Annotated in this window: 24 protein-coding genes and 1 tRNA gene; 10 read left to right on the top strand and 15 right to left on the bottom strand. The window is 67.1% G+C overall.

Going from position 1 to position 22,074, the window contains the following annotated elements:
- Window positions 1-102 precede the first annotated feature (102 nt).
- From O7627_RS27565 to O7627_RS27580, 4 genes are all read left to right on the top strand, one after another.
- Window positions 103-624 (top strand): hypothetical protein, encoded by a 522-nt coding sequence (locus O7627_RS27565; RefSeq protein WP_278096373.1) that lies wholly within the window; start codon window positions 103-105, stop codon window positions 622-624.
- 323 nt (window positions 625-947) lie between these two features.
- A complete protein-coding gene (locus O7627_RS27570; protein WP_278096374.1) occupies window positions 948-1,211 on the top strand; it encodes a DUF1883 domain-containing protein in 264 nt (87 codons plus the stop codon).
- A gap of 345 nt (window positions 1,212-1,556) precedes the next feature.
- On the top strand, window positions 1,557-2,156 hold the full coding sequence (locus O7627_RS27575) for a hypothetical protein (RefSeq protein WP_278096375.1): 600 nt from the start codon (window positions 1,557-1,559) through the stop codon (window positions 2,154-2,156).
- A 745-nt stretch (window positions 2,157-2,901) separates the two neighbouring features.
- Window positions 2,902-3,396 (top strand): hypothetical protein, encoded by a 495-nt coding sequence (locus O7627_RS27580; RefSeq protein ID WP_278096376.1) that lies wholly within the window; start codon window positions 2,902-2,904, stop codon window positions 3,394-3,396.
- Between the two features lie 1,420 nt (window positions 3,397-4,816).
- Here O7627_RS27580 and O7627_RS27585 read toward each other — a convergent pair.
- Window positions 4,817-5,047, bottom strand: coding sequence for a helix-turn-helix domain-containing protein (locus O7627_RS27585; protein WP_278096377.1), 231 nt, complete (start codon window positions 5,045-5,047; stop codon window positions 4,817-4,819).
- 252 nt (window positions 5,048-5,299) lie between these two features.
- Window positions 5,300-5,428: a hypothetical protein gene (locus O7627_RS27590; RefSeq protein ID WP_278096378.1), complete on the bottom strand. Its 129-nt coding sequence runs from the start codon at window positions 5,426-5,428 to the stop codon at window positions 5,300-5,302.
- 935 nt (window positions 5,429-6,363) lie between these two features.
- Between O7627_RS27590 and O7627_RS27595 the strand changes: the two genes are divergently transcribed.
- Window positions 6,364-7,122: a transposase family protein gene (locus tag O7627_RS27595; protein ID WP_278094068.1), complete on the top strand. Its 759-nt coding sequence runs from the start codon at window positions 6,364-6,366 to the stop codon at window positions 7,120-7,122.
- A 7-nt stretch (window positions 7,123-7,129) separates the two neighbouring features.
- Here the strand turns inward: O7627_RS27595 and O7627_RS27600 are convergent, their stop codons facing one another.
- The 3 genes from O7627_RS27600 to O7627_RS27610 all read right to left on the bottom strand — a co-directional run bounded on the left by O7627_RS27600 (window position 7,130) and on the right by O7627_RS27610 (window position 10,682).
- The gene (locus O7627_RS27600; RefSeq protein ID WP_278096379.1) at window positions 7,130-7,645 is read right to left on the bottom strand and encodes a hypothetical protein; all 516 of its coding nucleotides are present in this window, start codon (window positions 7,643-7,645) and stop codon (window positions 7,130-7,132) included.
- Window positions 7,646-8,164: 519 nt separating this feature from the next.
- Complete coding sequence (locus O7627_RS27605; protein ID WP_278096380.1) at window positions 8,165-9,907, bottom strand: P-loop NTPase fold protein; 1,743 nt, start codon at window positions 9,905-9,907, stop codon at window positions 8,165-8,167.
- 112 nt (window positions 9,908-10,019) lie between these two features.
- Window positions 10,020-10,682 carry a hypothetical protein gene (locus tag O7627_RS27610; protein WP_278096381.1) on the bottom strand — a complete coding sequence of 221 codons (663 nt, stop codon included), beginning with the start codon at window positions 10,680-10,682 and terminating at the stop codon, window positions 10,020-10,022.
- 439 nt (window positions 10,683-11,121) lie between these two features.
- On the opposite strand from O7627_RS27610, the gene O7627_RS27615 reads away from it, so the two are divergent.
- The 3 genes from O7627_RS27615 to O7627_RS27625 all read left to right on the top strand — a co-directional run bounded on the left by O7627_RS27615 (window position 11,122) and on the right by O7627_RS27625 (window position 13,340).
- Window positions 11,122-11,331 (top strand): hypothetical protein, encoded by a 210-nt coding sequence (locus O7627_RS27615; protein ID WP_278096382.1) that lies wholly within the window; start codon window positions 11,122-11,124, stop codon window positions 11,329-11,331.
- A gap of 132 nt (window positions 11,332-11,463) precedes the next feature.
- A complete protein-coding gene (locus O7627_RS27620; protein WP_278096383.1) occupies window positions 11,464-12,048 on the top strand; it encodes a sigma-70 family RNA polymerase sigma factor in 585 nt (194 codons plus the stop codon).
- Window positions 12,048-13,340, top strand: a complete 1,293-nt coding sequence (locus O7627_RS27625; RefSeq protein ID WP_278096384.1) for a hypothetical protein — start codon at window positions 12,048-12,050, stop codon at window positions 13,338-13,340. Before O7627_RS27620 ends, O7627_RS27625 begins: the two co-directional genes overlap by 1 nt.
- A gap of 216 nt (window positions 13,341-13,556) precedes the next feature.
- Here O7627_RS27625 and O7627_RS27630 read toward each other — a convergent pair whose 3' ends face one another.
- The 4 genes from O7627_RS27630 to O7627_RS27645 are packed head-to-tail and all read right to left on the bottom strand — an operon-like array spanning window position 13,557 to window position 15,399.
- Window positions 13,557-14,513 (bottom strand): hypothetical protein, encoded by a 957-nt coding sequence (locus O7627_RS27630; protein ID WP_278096385.1) that lies wholly within the window; start codon window positions 14,511-14,513, stop codon window positions 13,557-13,559.
- A gap of 49 nt (window positions 14,514-14,562) precedes the next feature.
- Window positions 14,563-14,871, bottom strand: coding sequence for a hypothetical protein (locus tag O7627_RS27635; RefSeq protein WP_278096386.1), 309 nt, complete (start codon window positions 14,869-14,871; stop codon window positions 14,563-14,565).
- Complete coding sequence (locus tag O7627_RS27640) at window positions 14,871-15,143, bottom strand: hypothetical protein (protein ID WP_278096387.1); 273 nt, start codon at window positions 15,141-15,143, stop codon at window positions 14,871-14,873. The genes O7627_RS27635 and O7627_RS27640 overlap by 1 nt, the downstream gene beginning before the upstream one ends.
- A 16-nt stretch (window positions 15,144-15,159) precedes the next feature.
- Window positions 15,160-15,399: a hypothetical protein gene (locus O7627_RS27645; RefSeq protein ID WP_278096388.1), complete on the bottom strand. Its 240-nt coding sequence runs from the start codon at window positions 15,397-15,399 to the stop codon at window positions 15,160-15,162.
- Between the two features lie 305 nt (window positions 15,400-15,704).
- On the opposite strand from O7627_RS27645, the gene O7627_RS27650 reads away from it, so the two are divergent.
- Window positions 15,705-16,139 (top strand): hypothetical protein, encoded by a 435-nt coding sequence (locus O7627_RS27650; RefSeq protein WP_278096389.1) that lies wholly within the window; start codon window positions 15,705-15,707, stop codon window positions 16,137-16,139.
- Window positions 16,140-16,438: 299 nt separating this feature from the next.
- A complete protein-coding gene (locus O7627_RS27655; RefSeq protein WP_278098458.1) occupies window positions 16,439-17,542 on the top strand; it encodes a relaxase/mobilization nuclease domain-containing protein in 1,104 nt (367 codons plus the stop codon).
- A gap of 110 nt (window positions 17,543-17,652) precedes the next feature.
- On the opposite strand, the gene O7627_RS27660 is transcribed toward O7627_RS27655, so the two are convergent.
- From O7627_RS27660 to O7627_RS27685, 6 genes are all read right to left on the bottom strand, one after another.
- Window positions 17,653-18,792, bottom strand: a complete 1,140-nt coding sequence (locus O7627_RS27660; RefSeq protein WP_278096390.1) for a site-specific integrase — start codon at window positions 18,790-18,792, stop codon at window positions 17,653-17,655.
- Window positions 18,793-19,239: 447 nt separating this feature from the next.
- Window positions 19,240-19,312 (bottom strand) — tRNA-Ala (locus O7627_RS27665).
- Window positions 19,313-19,601: 289 nt separating this feature from the next.
- Complete coding sequence (locus O7627_RS27670) at window positions 19,602-20,036, bottom strand: ChaB family protein (protein WP_278096391.1); 435 nt, start codon at window positions 20,034-20,036, stop codon at window positions 19,602-19,604.
- A 165-nt stretch (window positions 20,037-20,201) separates the two neighbouring features.
- Complete coding sequence (locus O7627_RS27675; RefSeq protein ID WP_278096392.1) at window positions 20,202-20,717, bottom strand: YetF domain-containing protein; 516 nt, start codon at window positions 20,715-20,717, stop codon at window positions 20,202-20,204.
- A 96-nt stretch (window positions 20,718-20,813) separates the two neighbouring features.
- A complete protein-coding gene (locus tag O7627_RS27680) occupies window positions 20,814-21,089 on the bottom strand; it encodes a BON domain-containing protein (protein ID WP_278096393.1) in 276 nt (91 codons plus the stop codon).
- 383 nt (window positions 21,090-21,472) lie between these two features.
- Window positions 21,473-22,027, bottom strand: a complete 555-nt coding sequence (locus O7627_RS27685; protein ID WP_278098459.1) for a YqgE/AlgH family protein — start codon at window positions 22,025-22,027, stop codon at window positions 21,473-21,475.
- Between the last annotated feature and the right edge of the window lie 47 nt (window positions 22,028-22,074).

Here is a 22,074-nt window from a genome sequence, read left to right on the forward strand (position 1 = left end):
CAAGCGGTACAGACATGGCGGCGGCGGTTTGGCGCGCGCAGACCTTGGTGCTTCGGCCTCTAGAGACGTCTCGCTGGAGCTTCGATGGTGCATGCTGCTCAGGTGGCGGCCTTCAACCGCGAGACCGACCTCACGCGGCTCGACTACCAGTTGATGGTGCACGCGCCCGTGCGGTTGGTGCACGACCGGGCGCTCCTGGATACCGCAGTGGCGTGGTTACGGCGGCACGGCTACCACGTCGTGGTTGTCGATGCCTCATGGTTGATCACCGCGCACATGTTTCGCGATCTCGGCTCAGCCTTAGGGTTCGTGTGTCACGACCAGTGGCACTGCCTCGGTGAGGGCCTCGACGAGGCTTTGGCCGAGTCATGGAACCAGACGACAGGGTTCGCGCTCGTCCTAACCGGCTTCGACGTCTTCGCGCGGCATCACCTTGAGGACGCACACATTCTGCTGGAGGTGATTGCCGAGCGAGCATGGCCCGCTGCCCTGGTGGGCCGACGCCTGCTATGTCTGGTCCAGTCCGACGATCCCGCCCTACGCCTGCGGCGAATCGGACTCTGGACCCTGCCGTGGTTCGATCACGACCGACCCCACCGATCCGAACCAGGCAACAGTCAGTAGCGGGATGTCCGCGGCGCAAGACAACGTCCCGGACGGCACACAGGCGGAGTGTGCCCACGCTGGCCGCAATCCTTGTCCCATGGCTGAAGACGACACGGCAGCTGGCGGGAACGCGCCGCATCGGCAGATGCGGCGCTGAAGGCGGAATCAGGAGACGCAGTCATACATCACCGTGCGTCGCTACCGGAGATGAACGCCAGTCCCACGGAGCGGCATCTGAGCGCCGCCTGCTCAAGGCTGATTCGAGCCTTGGAAGCAGGGTGACGTGTCCGCAGACGGATGGCGAGCTTTACGTTGGCCGTGCTGTCCGCTAGTAATCGCCTATGGAGCACCTGTGGTTCGACCTCGGTGGCTGCGCAGGCGGCACTCAGCTCGAGGTACAGCTGCGCGGCTCGTCCGCGCGAGCGTGCCTCATGGACGCCGATGAGTACCAGGCGTATCTCGACGGTGACGAGTACGAGTACCACGGCGGCTTCTTCGACGTCAGCCCCGTGGTCCTCGAAGTGCCGTATGACGACGACTGGTTCCTGGTCGTCGACAGCTACCACGGACGAATCAAGGTCAAGTACGAGGAAATCTTCGACTGATGTGAACTCGGCTGGCCTGTCTGTCTCGACGACGCACAAGACGCCAGGGCACCGCCCAAAGCAGCTGGCCGCTTCAAGCGCCACGATCGACCGCATCACCCAGGCAGGACCGCGCGCCGGACGTCAGACAGAACCCCTCACCCGCTGTGACTTGAGACAGCCCTGTCACCGCACCCGCTCCGCGCCAAACAGGGCGTTCGCGGAGGCCGAAACGGCGCGGTGGTGCTTAATCGTTGTGCGTCTGCTGTGAACCAATTTGGCATGGTTCACGGCCGGGTTTCCACTTGGATCTGTTCAGCTGGTGGTTGCACCCTGCCTCGCCTCTTCGCCGATAGCCTCTACTCTGTGCTGATGCGTCTGCCAGTCAGCACCCGTGTCCTGCTGATCCTGCTCGGCCTCGGCGTGGCCACAGTGGGCGTCGTCGGTTTGCTCTCCGAGTGGCCCTTGGGTACCCCCATGATCGTGCTGGTCTTCGGCCTGCTGATGGTCACCGTGGCTGCCATCGGTTCCATGCCCAACCTCAACTGGCGCGAGGGCACCGTCCTCTGGCCCGACCCGAAACTCTACGAGCGTCTCGACTTGCTGAAGAAGGCGCTGAAGGACTTGAGGGAAACCGACACTCGGCTCGCCGTGGAGGCCGAGAGCGACGCCGAAGTGCTCGACTACGTTCTGTCCCGGTTGCCCGCCCCACCTGACGGCGACGAGTACGAAAGCGACGATGCCCGGCTGGCCGTATGGGAGGAGAGATTGGGCCAGACTGAGCACGAGATCACCTCTCGCTACTACAGCGGCGAGGACTACGACGACGGGATTAGCATCCATGGACTGGAGATGACGCGCGACGATCAACGACGCGACATCCGCCTCGAAAGTCGCCGCCTCAAGGCTAAAAGGCGCTTCGATCCGGCCCGCTACGACGGCCACCACCCAACGCGCGAAATTTGACTGAAGGCAGCAATGCCAGTTCAAGCTCAGTTACTGAACTTGTCGTTTAACCTCCTGTTTCACCGAGGCGTCGCTGCGGACGAGGGCGGTGCGCCATAAGGGGTGACTGCGATGCGTGCCGGCCAGCGGGCTGGGCGCAGGCTACGACGGAGACCCAGCACCCGTTCTCTGCGGCATGTGCGGATGAGCGTCACGCTCCCGGCGAGTGGCGGATCGGCGGAAATGCTACCTTTTCCGACCCACAGGCACGCATGTTTGAGCTTCGAAGGGGGTTTCAAGTCGTAGCGGACCGCTGCTATCGTCGGCACACGTGGAGTCTGAGAATGACCTTGTTGCACAGGCGAGGTTGGCTGGGATGCGGGCCAGCAACCGATCCGTCGTCTCGATAAAAATAGTACTAACGATCGTCTTCGTAGTGTCGGCTGCGACGACAGCGAGCCCGTCTCTCCTCGGTTCGCCGCCGCGGTGGTTGCCAGCGGTCATTGCCGTCCTATGCGCCCTGCCCGGCATCTTTGACCTACTTAATAGACTCACACCTGCCCAGCAACAGACCCGACTCATATCGCCAGTTATTAGGATGAGTTCCTATGTAGGCACGGCGGCTCGACATCGCCATCTTCGACGTGCGTTCGCTGCACAGGGGATTGCGGCCGGTGCGGCCGCTGCGGTGGCTGCCGGCCTCCTAAAGCAGTCGGAGGCTTCTCTTCTCGTCAGGTCGCGCCGGCGACGACTCGGGTGGCGAGGAATGCTGCTCGTTGCTGTAGCGCTCGGAATCATCGTCGGCAGTTACACTTGGTGGTCATCCAGATCCGGAATCACCGCCGTCGGGCGCCCCTTTGACCTCAACGGCGTATATGAGACCACTGTCTTGCAAGAACCAGCCTGTGGACGGGACCCCGAAGGCGAGCCGCATTGCCTGGCATTCGTTGAGTTTCGTAACGTCAGCGGGGAAGAGCAACACATCGACCAGCGCTCATTCGGCACCATCGGGCCCAAGCGGGTGACCTTCTTTTATGGCCTCGACCCGGAGTTGGATGGGCAAGAGTATGCCGTAGCAGCGGTCATGAACGGCCAGTACTTCAAGCTTACGAGAGCCACATTCGAGAGAAACGAGTTGAAGGCAGGAGAAGCGGCGAGGGCCACACTCTTCTTCGAAACACATGGCGGGGTCCCGCAACTTACCGAGATTCAGTTCGCCGCTCGCGACCAGTCTGGACGCATCTACGTTCGTTTCTCGTGAAGGACGGCTCTCGACGAGTACGCATGGATTCTGCTCGCCGGCGGCGCGGAGTGGCGGCGTCGGTGGTTTGTAAAAGGCGATCCATTGGAACACGTTGCGGCGGACGTCGGCTTCGGTGGCCCAGCGGCAGCGGTCGACGTCGCGATCGGACTTCGATCCCGAACCACACCCTGCCGGCAGCCTCGGGTGGGTCGAGGGTCTTCGGCACCGCAGCCAGTTGTAGACGTCGACTTATGCCAAGGTCGACCAGAACGCGTCCCTCGACACCGTGCAAATTTCCGATTCCTACCCATTTGCTGGATTTGCTGTAAGGACAATTGCGCACACGTGACAGTCGGGGAAATCGGGCCTACCTTTCCTGATGACAGCAGAGAGCACAGGAAGGGTTCGCCGTGGAGGGCAAGGTTCGCCAGTATCGGCGCGGAGATAAGGTCCGGATGACCTGGTTTGACAATCGAGGTCGCAGGCACCCGTCGTCAGGACGGGTAGTCGGTCAAGACGAGGACGCCGTCAAGATCGCGTTTTACCTCCCTGGCTCCGAAGAGGTTCGGCACAGGGAAATCCCGGAAGGCACTCCCAGTTACGGGTTGTGGCACGCTGGCTACGTCGAATTGGTGGCTCGGGATCCAGACTGGCAGCCCTTTGATCTGGTTCCGACGCTAACGCCCGGTCAGGCTGTACGTATAGCCGGCGGCATCGGCATTCCGCCCGGATTCCGGGGTTTCACCCACGTGGGCGCATATCGGCCGTCGACAGATTATGACACGAAGGATCCTGTGTGGGCGTGGGCAAGTGAAGAGTGGCGGCCAGCGGTGGTGATGGATTCGAAGCGGTCATGGATAACCGTACGATACCTTGCTGGGTATCCGACGCAGCTCGCTCGCCCCACACAGTCACACAGGCCGCGCACGATTTCGCCAATCTTGTCCGACTATCCATGGAGGAATCCCGCATTTGCTTCAATGTCGCGTGCATTCGAGGACATCTCGCCGCCGCCGTTGCCCGGTAGGCGATGAGCGACTCCGAGCACCAAGGCGCGGCGACTTAAAGCACGTCACGGACTATAGTTTCGCGCACTCATCGGCAAAATCAGCGCACCGCCCGGATGCCAGCGGCAGCAATCAGCTTCTACGGAGAGTGATGCGGCGCTGCGGTCGATGGCGATCGAGACTTGTCCGTGATCCACAAGGCGCAGGTTCTGACGAACACCCGCCGAGTACGCGAAGCCCGTTGCTGGACGCATAGGACCGGCATTCCCGGCACCTCAGCGATCCGGCAGCCCGGCCCACCGGGTGTTCGGATCATCGTCGGACATCATGAGCGCCGCGTCCATTTTGATTTGAATGTCGCGCAACACCGGGAGCACGCGCGCCACCGGTATCTCGCCGCCTCGGGCATCAGGTGACGGTCACCGGGTGGTTTAGCCGCAGCCGAGCGATTCCAGGATCGCGGGCACCGGCACCAGGTAGCGCCGTCCGACGCGTAGCACCTTGACCGGGAACTCGCCGGCCTGGACCAACTGATAGGCCTTTGTCCGACCGATGCCGAGGATCGACGCTGCCGTCACCACGTCGGTGGTCAACCCTAGGCCCCGTACCGCTTGCTCTGTCCAGGCCCGCTTCGACGAGTCCGCGGTGGAGATGATCGTCATCAGATGCTCCCTACCCCTGCCTCCGGCTGCCAGATCGTCCGCCAGCCCCGACCGCCACGCTCCACCACCACAGCCGCCGGCACCGCTACCGAAACTCTGACTGAGAACCGACGCCCTACGAGTAGGTCTCGGCACCGGCCGGTGCGGCTGCCGCTTAACGACCGCCGTCGCGACCGATCTCGCCACGAATCCAATCACCTGTCTCGAGACACCAACCCCTGCGTCTCCACTACCGGGTCTCGACCGGAACGGTCACCGCCGACGCAGGCCGGAGTGCCGCAGGACCCGCGAGCCGTAGTTCGAGGTGCCGAACAGCCGATCGAGGTCGGCCCCGGTCACCGTCTGACCCGCCGCGATGCGCTCATGCGCGTACGCGATCATCGCGGCCTTGACCCCGCCCGGAGACGACGCCTCAACACGGCCCGACTCGTCTCGACCCCGCCGACGAAGAGACCCACCTACAGCCGGCGTCTCACCGGCGACACCCCCGACAACCCGCCCCTGCCCCGTAGCCGACGACGATTCCGTCTCCGAGACCGCCGGTCCCGTCTCGACTCTTCCATTGCCGCCAGCCGGGACTGCCCCCTGCCCATCAGGACCGGCAACCCGTCGGCCAGAAAGACCAAAGCCTCGTCGTACGCCAGAACCGGCGCCGGGATTCGGCGCGACTGCCGCATCTCCGGACCGGCGACCACGCCGGCCCTGCCCTAGCTCACCGGCCCGCTCGCCCTGCTCACCCGCACGCGCGGCCCGGCTCCCGGCGCTCCCGGATCGACCACGAAGCGCGGCAACCGCTCGCCGGACCGAACCATGCTCCTGGACCTGCGACAACGCCGCCCGCCACGCCTGCTCCGTCGTCGTGTGACCATCCCGGAGCACCAACAGATGCGCCAGGTGAGTCACCCGCGGAAACCACAACCGCCGCGCCAGACCAAACCGCGGCCGCGGTGGCGGCAACTTCCCCTCCCGCCGCAACAACCCCCGATGCCGGTACGTCGACAGCAACTCCCACAACACCACCCCGGTCAACGACATCGCCCCGTACGACACCGCCACCCCATTTGGGCCGAACCCCGGATCCGCCGCATGCCAGTGAGGTGATCTCAGCAAGGATTCGGGAGCGGTTCGGGATGACACGGACGTAGCGCCCGTAGCGGACATGCTGGGATATGGACGTGGAGCCATCGGTAGACAGGTTCTTGCGACGGAATCGGTCTCCGAGAGGGCTCCACGTGATCACCTATTCTGCCAGGCTTGACGTGCCCAGGGAACTCGTGCGTCACGTGGCGGGTCTGCTTCGCGCCGAGCGTGCGGCGGTGGGTACCCGCCGCCGCACGAGGGCGTTGACGTGCTTCTACCAGGCGCTGCTGGTGTTGGTGTGGTTCCGCAAGGGTGAGGACAAGACCACCCTCGGGGCCGGGTTCGGGGTGTCACGGGCCACCGCGTACCGGTATGTCGCCGAGGCCGTGCGGGTCCTCGCGGCGCAGACACCAACCCTGCACGACGCCCTCGCCCGGGTGGCCGCGGACGGCTGGTCGCACGTGATCCTGGACGGGAAACTGTTCGACACCGACCGGCTCGGCGAGACCACCACCAGTGTCAAAGGCGAAACGATCGATGCCTGGTACTCCGGGAAACACCGTGGCTTCGGCGCGAACATCCAAGCGATCATGCGGCCCGACGGGCTACCGATCTGGACGTCCGAGGCGATGCCCGCGCACCTGCACGACCTGACCTGCGCCCAGGACCTGGACATCACCGGCGCGCTCTACTGGGCCGCGTCAACCCTGGACCTGCCGACCCTGGCCGACTCCGGCTACGAAGGCGCTGGCCAGGGCATCCACACCCCATACAAGCAACCCACCGACAGCCACCGCCTCGCCGTCGGCAACCGAACCCACAACGCGATCCTTCGATCCCTGCGGTGCCTCGGAGAACGCGGCTTCGCAATCCTGACCGGCCGCTGGCGGACGCTTCGTCACACCACCGCCAGCCCACGAAGCCTCGGCGATATCGTCCGCGCCGCTATCCACCTCACACACTTCGAATACCGATACCTACCGCATCCTTGCTGAGATCACGTCAGTAGTTCATCGCCGCAGCGCCCGCCGCGAACAACCATGTCGCCGCCCGGAACAACGCCGTCCCGTCGCCCTCCGCCCGAGCCTTCCAGTCCAACCGCGCAACGTAGGCCGTCGACAGCTCGAATCCCGCCGCGAACACCACCGCCCCCGCCAACGGCCACCGCATCACGTCCTGCGCGAACTGGATCTGCCCCACCCAGGCGACCGCCATCGGGAACCCGATCGGCCCCACGAACAACGCTCGATCCACCCAGACCGGCGCCGCCGCCCGCAACCGGGCCCGCCGCGCCGCCCGCGAACTCCGCCGCGCCTTCCGCCGCCCCGCCTTCGCCCGCTGATCCGCCTCCCGCACCCGAAGCGCCACCTCAGCACGACGCTCCTCCACCTCCAACTCCGCCAACGCCGCCCGACGCCGCCGCTCCACATCCGCATCAGCCGAAACCCGCTGCTGCTCCGCCAGCGCCACCTTCCGCCGCGTACGCCGATCCGGCGCGCCCTCCTCCGACGAAGCCACCTCCAGACCCGTTCGGGCACCAGCGGATCCAGACGCAGCCCTGCCAGGGTCAGCCATGACCTAAACCTCCGCTCGATCACGATCGGCACAAGCGGCGACATCGCCCTTTGGATCACCACGTCCGTCGCGCGACAAGCGGTGATCGTCAACGCTCTATGCTGCGGAACGGCGGTCGTTGGCAGCGCTACCAGTAGCGCCGCCCCGCTACCGTGCTTGGCCGAGGCATGGGCCCGGGCATCGCGGGATAGACGCCGGCGTAGATCCGCCCGCTCTCGCGCGTAGCCGTCCGCGCCCAGCCTGCTCGCGCCCGCCGAGCCTCCATACCTGGTCGCGGTCGGCCTACAAGGCCAGCACAACCGGTATGAACTCGACCGCCGGAAGGAGTGCCGTCCATCCGCGTACTTCGCAATGGCGGCGGACCAGGCAGAGGGACCCCGTGGAGTAGGCAGCTGCGGCGTGGCGGTGGCGAGCATCGGCACCGCGTGCGTCAGAGCCCTGGTACCCCACCCACATCATCGTCTACGCCAGCAGGCGATCCTTTATCGCACGCCCACTGCTACGTCGGCGCCGGTACTTGAGGGCCCGAACCAGCTGCATCACGCCCTCCTCGGAGACGCCGTCGCGCATGTCTACCCACTGCCGGCGTTGGACGAGGTCGGGAAGGGCGGAGGGATCCGCGCCAGCGAGCAGGACGGGGATGATCAAGACGTCCGAGCGGTCGATTACGCGATCCCACTCCAACATCTGTCCTCGCGACTCGAAGGTGTGCGGCCCGACGCAATAGATCACCACGCCCGACGAACTCAGAGCGCCATCCAGCGTCTCCTGCCAGTCGGCGCCGGGCCTGATGTGCTGGTCGAAGAAGATCCGTAGGCCGGCCTGGGAGAGCCCATCGACGATCTGGATCGCGTCGCGGCGGTTGTCGGCCTGATACGACACGAAGGCGTCGTACTTGACGCTGACCTCGGACGTGTCCAGCTGCGAGAGCCGCTGCTGAGTGAAGAGGAAGCTCACGCTCGCCCCCCGCAGTACTGGATCGGTCAGCCACTCGCGGCCATGCGCGCCCTCCAGCAACAGCCGCAGTTCGGGGTCGGAAAGCAGCTGGGTCGCCACCGTTGCGGCCGGGCCAGTGCCTTCTGCGTGCTTCGCGTACGTGTTGGGGGTCCAGGTCTCCACCGCTGCGGCGACCTCATCCGATGTGGTCAGCGCATCGAAGACCTCTGGCCAACGGTGCTCCAGGCAGCGGGTCACGGCGAAGAACCGGATCGGAATACCGCCCTGTTCGGCGAAGCCTGCGAGGTCCTGGCTGATGGCGTAGTCGATGAGGATGTTGTTGACAAACCGGATCAGTGCTCGCGGGTTGCCTCCCAGCGCTTGTGCCACCACCGGCAGCACCGGGTCGAGCTCTACAGCGACCGCCGCCGGCTGGTCGGCCAGCAGCAGCTTGCAAAAGTCGCCCATCCGACCTCTGGACGGCGGGATGTGGAACGGCAGTTGGACGATCTTGTCAAGATAGAGCTCGCCCTTGAAGTCCGCAATGCCGTAATCATTGGTGTACCGGTGCTGCAGATAGCCCTCGATCACCTTACGCGCGACGCCTAGGACAAAGATGAAGCCGGGCTGTGCGAGGACCAGCTTGATGCTCTCGAGTAGCCGGATCGCCTGGTCCGGAAAGCAACGGTCGAGATCGTCGATGAGCACGACCACCCGCAGCGTGTCTTTCAGCTTCGTCTTGTCGAGGCTGTTGAAGGCGCCGAAGTAGAGGCTTCGGTCGAGCAGCGGGTCGGGCGTAAGCCGCTCATCACGCTCGATCATGTCCTTGGCGACGAACGACGCCTCCACCTCGGCGAAGCCCGGCACCTTCACCTTCGACTTAGCCGAGAACCCGTACGCGATCGCCCGCAACGACCGGACGAGGCGCTTGCCGGCCACCCCGAAGGTGGCCGAGAATCCTTTGTGTTGCTCCAGCGCTCGCACAATCGTGCCGACAAGCGGGATGATCGGGTGTTCTTCCTGCTCGTATCGCCAGGCGTTGAACCACACGGTGACCACGTTCGGATCATCGTCGAGCCGGCGCTCGATCAGTCGCATCAGGCTCGTCTTGCCGGTGCCCCACTCGCCGAAGACGCCGATCGTGAACGGGCCGCGTGTGTTGGTTGCGGCGCTGGCGAGGATTCGGGAGTACGTGTCGAAGCCGAGCCCGTCGTCGTTGCGGGTATCGGCCTCACCGATCGCTTGGTCAGGGATGAGACTGAACTCCATCCGGCACTCCCATCAAACCATCAGCCGCGGGTGGGAACACTACCAAGCGGAGGGGCGGTCGGCAGCGACAGGCGGCGCAGCCGTCGCCGTAAGGGAGAGCCGAAGCCGACTGTCATTGGCAAGAAGACAGCCGACGGCTCCAAATGGCGGGTCTTGAACAGTCGGCATGCGTTGGCCAACAGTGCGTACGTCGTCTGGCGGCGAGAACGAACTCCTCGTCCTTGATCGACAAGACCATTCCCATGCCGCCTGGAATCTCGGTTCCCTCGCCCCGGTCCGCGCCCCGCAGCAGGGCCCAGCCGAGGCCGTGTTCAAACCCCGACAACAACCGCCAGGTGCGCTCGAGGAACGCGGCAAAGTGGCCCCGGCCCCTGGCGAAGCTCAACTTCGGCAGCTCAGCGACGATTTTGCTTTTCTGGTGCACCCGGTCGAAGGGCTCGGCGAGCGCCGCGGCTTCGGCGCGGTACATGGCCAGCGACTCCTGCTCCTGCTGTCGTTCGGCATCCTCGATCAGTCGGCGCGCCTCTGGCAGCTTCTTGAACGCGGCTCGATGCGCCCGCTGCTGGTAGCAGTCCAGGACTTCACAGCGCAACCCTCGCAGGCGACGGTCGCGTACTGTACCGGGGTCCAGGATCCATGACGCGAAGAACGACGCCTCGAAGACCGGTCGGAGCAAGCTCCAAGGCGCCGACAACGTTGCACCGTGATGTTCCAGCAGTGCAAGCAGCGCCTCATGGTTATCCCGGGCGACACCCAGATACCGCTGGACCCCCATGTACGTTCGGTGCCCGGCGTGCTGGGCCACGTCGAAAAGCGCGGGCCGACAGCAGCCTCCCTTCGGCCAGCGACGGCAGGTTCTCAAGCGTCTGGAACTGGCCGGCGAGTGCCGCCCAGAGGTCGGGCAGATTGCCGAGATCCATCGGAACGCCGGTCGGCTGCAGCGCGCGCACGGCTGGCAGCGTACGGGCCATCGCCTACAGGACGAGTAAGTATCCGACTGCACCCGCATTGGCTTACTGGCAGCGTCGCGTGTTCGAGGAGCACGAGTTCCTCCGTCAAAGACGTTCGGCCCGTGCACGGAGCGTGACTTCGGAGTGGGAGGCACCGGGCGCGTCTCCGAGAACTAAGTGGCGGCTGGACCTCACGGAGGCGTGGCCCGGTGGACCTTTCCGAGTGAAGAACCAGTGACGGGCTTCGACGGAAGGAAAACGCCCATGAGCGGCACCACTATCGAGCCTCCCGCCGACAGCGGTTCCCCGACGCCGTCGGGGAGAAGGCCGGCCGCGCTCGTGCTGTTGATCGAGAGCGCCGCCGCGGCGGTGGTCGCTGCGTTCCTGGCATCGGGTTCGGTGCAGGTCGCAGCCATCATCGCAGCGTTCGCCGCTGTGGTGAGTGTCGTCGCTCTACTCTGTAATCGCTTGTGAGCGATGCCCGGCGAGAGTCCGCCGAAAAATCTTGAAGGTGTCACCTCACGCTGGCGGTTGCCCGCGGACCTATCTCTATGACGCGGCCAACCGATGAGCCGCCACGAGCCTGATGACAGGAGGCAGGCCGGAGTGGAAGCCGACAACGCCGTGGCCCAGGCCACCGCCGCGCCGCCCGAAGCCTCACGGATGCATCCGCCGACCGGATTCACCGCGTTCTTCCGGGAGCACCACCCGTCTTTGGTCCACACCGCGATGTATGCCGGCGCCACCCGCATGGAAGCCCGGCTCGCCGCGCAGGACGCCATGACGGATGTCCTGAGGCGGTGGGACGACATCGCCAATCCGGTGGCCTACGCACGACAAGCCGTGCTCAGCTGCTTCTTCAAGGCCAGAAGGGACGGCCTCGACCGGCTCCGGATCAAGCAGGTCCGGCACGGTGCCGGCACGCCGGAGGCACGACTCGACCAGAACCTCACGGCCTGGGAGGACAAGCAGTGGGTGTGCCAGCTGCTGGACTCGCTGCCTGCCAAGCAACGGGAAGCGATGGCGCTGGTCGTGGACGGGTTCGAGCCCAGCGAGATCGCCGCGCTGCTGGGCCGCTCGGCCGAAGCGGTCCGGCAGAACCTGCGGGAAGCCCGCACCCGGCTCAAGCAAGCCCTCGAAGAGGACGAGGCGGCCCACCAGGTCGCCGCATCCATGAGGAAGGAGTCCTGATGACCCATCCCGACCCGACCTCGCCGCAGGAACCGACCCCTGTCGGCGACGACCTTCGCGAGTACCTCGAGCTCGTTGACCAGGCCGTTGATGCCATCACCGACGCGGACGTCGAAGCCGATCTCGCCGCCGTGCTCGCCCGTGCCGGTTACGGCCCGCCGCCTGTGGTCGCACAGCCGGATCTTCGGATGGCCGAGTTCGAGCTCGCCGCGCTGCCGGACACCATTGAGGCCACGGACCTGGAATGTGAGCTTCGCGCGACCAACGCGGAGCTGGACAGACTGCGGATTGAGGTGGCGGCCGCTCGCCGCGCTCGTCGCCGCGAGATGGCCCGGCTGCATGACGCCGTCGACGCCGCGGACGCGGCCGAGCTGCGCGCGGCGGAAGCTCAGGACAGGGCACAGGGGGCGGCTGTCGGCGCCGAGGCGTATGTCGATACCGCATTGGACCGGGCTCAGGAAATCCTCGACCGGGCGCGGGCGGACGCCGAGCAGATCGTCGCCGATGCCCGACGCCAGGCTGAGGAGATCACCGCGGCGGCCGCACACCGGCCGGCCTCGGACCTTTCGACTCTCAGTTTTGATTGCGGGGTTCCCCTGCCCAGGAGGTTGCCTGGTGCGCCGGATCTGCTGTCAGGATGGGACAGCGACGAGCTATCGCCAGCGGTACGCGCCGGTGGCCTGGTCGCGGGGCTCTCCTCTTGCCTGATCGATCGGCGTGCGGCTACGGAGCGGATCGCGGGCAGTTCGGTCGGCCCGGGCCAGATCCTGCTCATCAGTAGCGGAAGTCTGGGCAAGTCAACTCTGCTGCGCCCGCTCGTGACGCAGCAAGCGCATCTACCCGCGCTGGCCGGATGGCTGCATCTCGAAGCGTTCCGGCACGAGCCGCTGACAGACGAGTGGGGGAGCATGTCGGCGGTGTTCGCGGCCGCCGACGTTGAGCGGGAAGGCTCAACAGAACCCAGTTCCTCGTCGGGCCGATGGTCGTGGGCGGCGTTGCGGTCAGCGATGCGCAGGGCCTTCGCGGTTCCCCGGCTGTGCGGGCACGAGCAGACAGCACCGGTCACGAGCGCAGCCGGACCCGAGTCGGAATTACCTGAGTCGGCGCCGCTCTATCAGTTCGGGCACATCCTCGTGCTGGTGTACCGGAGACAATCGCTGTGGCTGGCTGGCGACAGCGACCGGTGCCTGACCGTCGCTGATCTGGTCGTTGATCTACCCGAGCCGGAGACCGGGAGCTTGGCTCACGGATCGCTTTGCGACAGAGAGGAGCCAGTCAACGCCCAAGACTGATACAGGCCTCACATGAGAAGGGGAGGTGTTCCGCCAAGCTCGTGGGACATCTCCCCTTCCGATTTCGGCCATGCGGCGGGGCGCAGGCGCTCAGCGGCAGCGGGGTGCCACGAAGTGCGAGCACCTCGAACAGTATGACGACGGTAATGGGGTCGAACCGGTCGGCGTAGCGCAGGAAGGTCATGCCTCTTTACGACGCTCGGAGCTGGCTGAACCTCACTGCCCTGGCTGCGTCGCATTGACCGCGGGTTGGTTCGTGAGCTCGCGGTAGGCGGCGAGCACGGCGGAGGTATGCTCGGCGAGGTCGCTGGCGGCGTTCACGGCTGGATCGGTCACGGAGATGCCGGCTTGCTGGTCGGCGTGCTGGATGGTGACCCGGGCGCGGGCGAGGGCTTCTTGTTCGTCGACGAAGGCCCGGACCTTGTGGGCCAGCTGCCACAGGTACGTCTGGCGTTGCCGGATGTCTTCGTCGAGCTGCGCGAGGTCCTGCTCGACGGCGGCGATCCGGTCGGTGAGCTCGAGCGCGGTTGCCGAGCCGGTTGGGACGCCAGCACCGGAGACGGTTAGCTCGTGTCGCAGGTGACGGGCGATGCCGCGGTTGGCGACGACCAGGGCGAGATCCCACAGCTGGGTCACCAGGACCGGCGACGGATCGTCGAGGGCGACGTGTGCGCGTAGCCTCGGCCAGGCCGCGGCGGTGGCCCGGACGTTCTGCGCGGCACGCCGGATGACATCGCGGTCGTCGTAGTGACCCACCACCACGTGGCCTTCGGTCCAGTGCTGGGCCGTACGGGTGTAGCGGCGTAGTGCCTGCCAGGCGGTGACGGCCACCCCGGCCGTCGCAACGGCGAGCCCGGCCCACGGGCCGGCGGCCCAGGCACCTCCGGCGGCGACGGCCACCGAGCCCGCGGCGCCGGCCCAGCCGATCCGGGCGCCGCCGGTGCGTGGGGTGTGCAGGCCTACCTCGGCTGGGCGGCTGTCGCGCATCCCACCTGGGCCGGTCACGGTCACCGGGCACGGGCTGACGATGGTGATCGGCCCAGCCTTGTCGTGCCCGGCGTCGCCGGCAACCTCGGGGGCCAGCACAGACACGACGAGCTTCTCCTCGTCGTCGGCCAGCCACAGATGATCCGGGTTGCGCCCGCCCGGCCGAGCCGTCGTCGTCGTCGTCATAACCATCGATGGTGACGTACGGGTACGACAACTTCACCAGCGGCGAAGATCAGCTGACCTGCCAGCCGGTGTTCCAGCAGGGGAACTTCGTGCTGAAAATGTCGAACGTCAGTTTCAGGGTGTGGGCGGCCGGCGCGAACATCGTCGTGTACTGCGGGTCGGCGGAGTAGAGCGTCCAGCGTCGATCACGGCCGTCGCGGACGAACAGCAGGCCCCACTCGTCCGGCGCGGGGTCGATGAAGCATTGCAGGCTGCGCCGGGATTGCTCGGGCAGGTCGCGATGACGGATTCGGCCGTGTCCGACGATTGTCATCGGGAACGCGGGCTGGCCGCGCCAGCGGCGCGGCAGCCAATGCATCAATGCTCGCCGAGGTCGGGTCGCCACATCTCGATCTCGCTGTCGAGGTCGCCGTCGCGGATGTCGTTGAGGGCCGCCATGTAGCCGACCTCGCTGGCGTTGACCAGCATCCGCAGCACCTCGATAGGGGCGTCCTGGAAGCCGTAGGCCGACCAGACGTTGGCCATCGCCTCGTACGCGCGGCGGGCATCACCGGGGTCGTGGGCGGTGTTGGTGTGCAGATTTGCGACGGCCTCGGCCCAGCTGGTGACGTCGTACTCCTCATAGGACATGGTCGAAGTATGCCGGTTAGTGGTCGGTGCGACTCGTTGCGTAGCGGCTCCAGTTGCCACCCGCGTTGGCGACCTGGCGAGTCGTGCTGGTGTGGTGGAAGCCGAGCGCCTCGGCGACGACGGGCGCGGGTGCCTGCTGGACGAGCTGGCGGATCGTGACGACCCTGGCCTGCCTGAGCGGGAACCCGAGCTCGCGTAGCCGCTTGGCGACGGTGGAGTAGCTGATCGGCTGGCCAGCGAACACACCGGGGAACAACCAGGCCGACTCTAGCTGCGTGGCGCCGGCCGCGGTGGCGCGCAGCAGCTCGGCGAAGGCGAGCGAGGCGAGGCGAGGCGAGCGAGGCGAGGCGAGGCGAGGCGAGGCGAGCGAGCGAGCGAGGCAAGTTGTAGCACCGGTTACCGGATGTGCTGACCGAGCGCGGTCAGCACATCCGACAACCGACGGGGTTCTCGCCAACGGCCCAACCAAGCTCCGGCCCCAATCCCCGAGGTAGCACCGACGGCAACCTCTCTCGCCGACGCTGGCGCTGACAGACGACGCGGCCGAGGAGGGGCAGGGACGTGGAGCGGTCACCAGAGCCGGAGCGAGCCAGGCGAGGTTCGGACCGGCAGCACCAGTTCCCTGGACGCCAGCAACGGATCAACCTCCGGCTCGACCACGACGAACACCAGTCCGTCGTCCAGGCCGCCGCACGCGCAGGCCGTACGCCGGCAGGGTTCTCCGCCGACGCGGCACTGGCCGCCGCCCGAGGCACCACCGCCCCCGGCGCACCCATCGCCGGAATCACCCGCACCGAGCTCGCCGAACTGCAACGCGAACTGTTCGCCGCCCGCACCGCACTCGTACGCATCGGCACCAACCTCAACCAGGCCGTCGCCACCCTCAACGCCACCGGCGAGGCCCCCGTCTGGCTCGGCCACGCCGTCACCCGCTGCGACCGCACCCGGGCACACCTCGACACCCTCATTGCCGACATCCACCGGCGACTGCGCTGATCCCCGCCATCCATCGCCGCGGCAAACGCGTCGCCGGACTGCTCCGCTACCTCTACGGCCCCGGCAAACGCGAGGAACACCGCAACCCCCACCTCGTCGCCGCCTGGACCAGCGCCGGCCCACTCCAAAACCTCGAACCAACCCCCACCGGCCCCGACCACTACGACGTACGCCAGCTGGCCAACCTCCTCGAACAACCCATCTGCGCCGGCCGCAACCCACCCGCCACCCCCGTCTGGCACGCCTCCATCCGCAACCACCCCACCGACCGCACCCTCACCGACCAGCAGTGGGCCCACATCGCCGCCGAGATGCTCGCCGCCGTCGGCCTCGCTCCCCACAACGACCCCGACGCCGTCCGCTGGGTCGCCATCCGCCACGCCCCCGACCACATCCACATCGTCGCCACCCTCGTCCGCCAGGACGGCGACACCGTCTGGGCCTGGAACGAACGCCACAAAGCCCAAGCAGCCGCTCGCGACCTCGAACAACGCTACGGCCTCCACCGTCTCGGACCGCCCGGCCGCACCACCCACCGACGCCCCAGCCTCGCCGAGCACCACAAAGCCCACCGCCAGGCACGCCCACAAACCCCGCGCGACCGGCTCCGCCACGAAGTCCGCGCCGCCGCCGCAGCCGCCACCGACGAGGACGACTTCCGCACCCTGCTCGAGCGCGCGGGCGTCCTGGTCCGGCTCCGCCACAGCACCACCCACCCCGACCAGATCACCGGCTACGCCGTCGCCCTCCCCGACCACCACACCGCCGGCGGCAACCCCATCTGGTACGGCGGCGGCCGCCTCGCCCCCGACCTCACCCTCCCCCGACTCCGCCGCCAATGGACGAACGACGCATCGACCTACAAATCGCGGTACGACCAGATGAGAGACGCCGCAGCCACCATCCACTCCGGATCCCAACGAAGCAACCAAGGCCACGGGGACCCGGAGGGACTACTCGACAGCGCCCACGCCGCAGCGGACCTGCTCGCATCGATCGCCCACGCCACCGAACGACCCAACGGCGGGCCCCTCACCGACGCCGCCGACCTCCTCGACCGCTCCATCCGATCCCACCGGCCGGGCACCCAGCACAATCACCTTCGAGCCCTCAGCCGACTCCTCCACCTCGCCAGCCGGCATACCGACCGCGAAACAGCGGCCGCCCTCCAGCTTCTACTCCAGATAGCCAAGCTGGCCGACAGCCTCGCCGACCTGCACGACGCCCGTCGACGACTGCATCAGGCCAGAGCCGCACGATCGGCCGCGGCCCGCCTACGCGACTACGTTGAAGCAAACCGAACTACCCAACCCCGCTGGCCCGGCGAACACCGCCATCCTTCGCCGACAGGGATGCCAGCCGACGCGCGGCCGGGCTCCGGACGCCAGCCACCGTCGCGGTAGACCACCGCGGACCAGACGAGCGGGCGCCGGGTCAACACAACGGAGTACGGGCGTGAGGGCTGCCCACCTCGTCGGGTGGACGGCCCTTACTCCCGCAACGGCAGTGCTGATCACTCGGCAGGCGGGCTGCCCAGGATCGCCTCCTCCATGATCTCGGCGGCACGACGCTCCGACTCCGGCAGGACGTGCGTGTACACCTCGTCGGTCATCGTCGCCCGCGCATGCCCCAGCCGCTTCTGCATCGCGTGCCGGGGCACCCCGTGATCAGCCCCGACGGTCGCGGAGGTGTGCCGCCCGTCGTGCAGCACGATGACCGGCACACCGGCCGCCAGGCACAGCGCCCGGAACCGGTCGGTGAAGTACTTCGGGTGGTAGGGCGTCCCGTCCTCCTTGCAGAAGACGTACCCGAGCTCCTGGTAGGCGACGCCGGCCGCCGCGATCTCCTTGCCCTGCTGGTCCGAATGGTCCGACAGCACCCTGGCCAGCGCCGTACCCACGAAGATGGAACGCTTGCTCTTGCCCTTCGGCTCCTTCTCGACGATGCCGCCCGCGACCTCGCCGCTGGCCACGGCGCGCTGCCAGTGGATGTGGATCAGCCTCTTGTCCAGGTCGACCTTCGGCCACTTCAACCCGGCGATCTCCCCCCGGCGCATGCCGCACACGACGACCAGCACCCAGGCCGCGTAGAGCCGGTCGCCGGCGGCGTGGGCGAGGAAGGTGGCGCACTGCGCCGCTGTCCACACCCCTTTGCGGCCGTGTGTCTCGCGGTCGGCCGGCCGCGGCTGACGGACCCCCTCGACGGCGACCCCCAGATCCTTGAGTGCCTTCATCAGCGTGCGGTGGACGTGCCGGACGGTCTCGGCGGAAAGCCCTTCGCCCTTCCTGCCGCCCCGCTTGAGCAGCGTGCGGTACAGGTCGTTGATCGCCCGCTTGTCCAGGTCGTAGAGCTGCCGGGCGCCGAGGTACGGGATGACGTACTTCATGACCGCGTGGCGGTAGTTGGCCAGGGTCGTCAGCGCGACGTCGAGCTCGCGCTCCTCCAGCCACTTGAGGAGCTCGGCGGCCACCGTCCCGTCGGCTGCCAGCTCCGCCTGGCCGAACTGTTTGCGGGCCAGTTCCTCGGCCCGCTTCGCCAGCGTCTCCGACGAAAAGCCCCGGCACCACTTCTGCCTGCGCTTCCGGTCATCGCCACGGGGCAGGTCGAGGACGTAGTACCAGGTCTTCCGCTTGGGGTCACGATGAACGGTCATGACCGGGCCCGCTCACGCTGAGGCTCGGGCTGGGAACGACGGCATGCGCTGACGGCTAGAGTCTTTCATGGGTTGGACCTCCTGCGTCCGATCAAGGCCCCGGCCACGTGGTGGAGCACGTGACCGGGGCCGCCCTGAAACTGCAGGCGCGCACCATCCGCAGACGGCGATCCCGCCGTCTGCCATCGTGACGAACCTGAGTTGCCGGAAGCGCTACCCCCGACGGATCAGCCGAGACCGATCTCGGTCGCCGAGCGCTTCAGATCTGATCTATCCCGTGACCGGTGCCGGCACGACAGGCAGATTGCCATCGGCCCTCCCCGTGCTAACACCTGAACGCGATGAGACTCAGCGTATCGGATCTCTGTTAGCACGATGGTTAGCACAAGATCATGGCCCACCGATCTGCATCGATGGGCCATCGCCTCTGACCTGCTAAAACAAGGGTGGAGCCGAGGGGACTCGAACCCCTGACCCCCACACTGCCAGTGTGGTGCGCTACCAGCTGCGCCACGGCCCCCTGGTTGTCACCCGGTCTCCCGGGCACCCGCGCAATAGTACACACCCCGGCGGGAGGCGCATGGCAGGGGTCAGTTCAGCGTCGCGTCGGGCGGGAGGTGCGCCACCGCGGCCATTACCCCGCCCGGCCGGCGCGGCACCATCGGCTAGAGATCATCCGGACTCGGCCAACGCCGCGCCGCCCCCGGTGGCCCCACTGGACTAGACGAAAACCGTTGTCATAATCAACATCAAAGAGAGCAGTACGCCTGTCGTGGCGGGTCGATCACCGTGAGTCGTCGTCTTCGGTTCTACTTCCGGCGAGCCCGAGCGGTGGCGCGGGCGTTGGCCTTCTCGATCGCCCGTACCTCGTCGTCCTTGTTCAGGTTCTCCGGCTGATCAACGCCGACCCGGCGGGCGACGTCGTCGAGGTGTGCCTTGCTGGCGTTGGCGTCGACTCCCTGGGCGGTGTCGCGCTGTCCCCGCGCGGACTCTGGCGTGCCCTGCTCGGCCTGCGGATCTGAAGGTCCCTTGTGCTCCTTGGGCTCCCAGTGGTCCCCGATCTTCTCATGGGTGTGCTTCAGCGAGGCGTACGCGGTGCGGTGTGCCCGCTCGCCGTCGCCGTAGGACTCCTCGGCCGACTCGAGCGTCTTCTTGTAGGTCCGGACCGCCTTGTCGTCCGAACGCGCGATTGTCGACGGCACATCGTCGCGCATCTCCTCGGCCTGCTCGTGCTTGTCGGACATGGCCGACTCCTCTCCCTGGTGGTGACGGTGCGGTGGATACCGCGCCGGAACCGGTGAATTGCTGTCCGATTTCCCTATGGGCATGCCCGGCGTGTGGAGAGGGAAACACGCCACGAGCCGGAGGCGGCCCCGAGGACCGGCCGCGACGGGCTCGGCCGAGCCCGGTTACCGCCCCTCGTCGCGGACGTCGGAGAGGGTGCTGCCGTCGCCGAGTTGACTTCGGGTGATGACGCTGAGGCTGCCGTCCGTTTCCAGGACCACGGCCGCCAGGTCGCCGAGGTCGCCGGCGCCCTGGCTGCGGGCGGCCTGCCGGATCTCGCTCTCCGCGACCCGGGCGGAACGTAGGGTCTGCTTCCGCAGCTGACCGTTCCGCAGCAGCATGGTCGGCCGGGCCTTCAACAGCTGCTGCGACGGCGGCCAGCGCACAGCCAGTAGTGCCGCGGCGTACTGCAACGCGACCAGCAGGGACAGGGCAAGAATCCCCTCCAGCAGCGAGACGTTCCGCGACAGCAGGATCGTCGCCAGCGTCGACCCCAACGCCACCGTGACGACGAAGTCGAAGGCGTTCAGCTTGGACAGCGTCCGCTTCCCGGACACCCGCAGGATCATCACCAGCGCCGGGTAGATGATCGCCGCGATCACGAGCAGGCGCACCAGATCGGCAGGGTTGTCCAAAACCATGACGATGACGTACCCAGACACCGGGACCTCAAAAGGCCGGCGGCGACTCCGCTGTCCACCAGCGTCCTGGCCCCACCGGCCGGATCGTCGGCTCGGTCACCCGGGCAGTTGGCGGAGCCGGTTGCTGACGTCGTGCACTCCGGGCGTGTGCCAGGCGACCGCACGAGCCTCGGCGCTCAACTCGGCCGAACTCACGGGGCCATCGAGGATCACCACCCGGTTCTGCACCTCGATGCAGATGCGTTCGCGGCGCAATGACGGATGTCGTTGCATACGCTCGGCCAACTGGCAAGCCAGCCGGCCGTCCTCGCTGGTGGGCTCGGCGTGGAACAACGCCGGCAGATCGTGCGGGAAGAACCAGGGATTGGTCATTGCCGACTCCTCGGGACGGGTCTGATCCAACTGCCCTACCCCGTACCTCCGCAGAAGAACACCCCGTACGACCAGGATTCCCGCCGACCCCGGTTACCGTCCCGCGACCGACGGCACTCCGACGTTCGGCGCCCGGGAGTCTTCTACTTCGCCGTGGTGGTGCTCGCCGCACTCCAGGCCAGCGGCAGCGAGCGGCTGCCCGATCTCCCGCTCGCTGTCTCCACCCCACCTACGACGCCCACCTGCCGGCGATCCGACGGCGTCTCCGGCCGGATGGGTAACGGCACCTCCACCGCAGCCTGAACAGGCAAAAGGGGCGAAACAAACCGTACGGCACACTTACGCCGCACAATCCGCATCCCGGCCGGGAGGGTACGGCCGGGTCAGTTCAGCGTCACGTCGGGCGGGAAGTGCGCCACCGCCGCCATCATCCCGCCCTGCCGGCGCAGCACCATCGGCCAGAGATCATCGGGGCGGTCCATGAACGCGTCGCCGGGCAGCGCGTCGAGCACGAACCAGGAGCCACCCGAGATCTCCCGCTCCAACTGCCCCGGCGACCACCCCGAGTAGCCGGCGAAGACCCGGATGCCGGTGACGGCATCCCGGAGCCGGTCCGGGTCCACCGACAGGTCGACCGTGCCGACCGCGCCGGAGACCTGGTGGATGCCCTTGACCCGCTGCACCGGGGTCCGCATCCGGGCGAGACAGATTGCCGACTCGGGCTGCACCGGGCCGCCCTCGAAGAGCACCGCGGGGTCACCGGCCAGCCCCGCCCACGGGCCGAGCACCTCGGCGACCGGGACCTCGGTGGCCCGGTTGAGCACCACCCCGAGCGCACCCCCGGGTTCGTGCGCGACCAGCAGCACCACGGTGCGGTCGAAGTTCGGATCCTTGAGGGATGGCGTCGCGACCAGCAACTGTCCGGTCATCGACTCCATGAACCGCCCCCCGATCGCCTGCCCCTCACCGTGCGCCCCAGCCACCC

The organism is Solwaraspora sp. WMMD1047 (genome assembly GCF_029626155.1).
Classification (GTDB): domain Bacteria; phylum Actinomycetota; class Actinomycetes; order Mycobacteriales; family Micromonosporaceae; genus WMMD1047.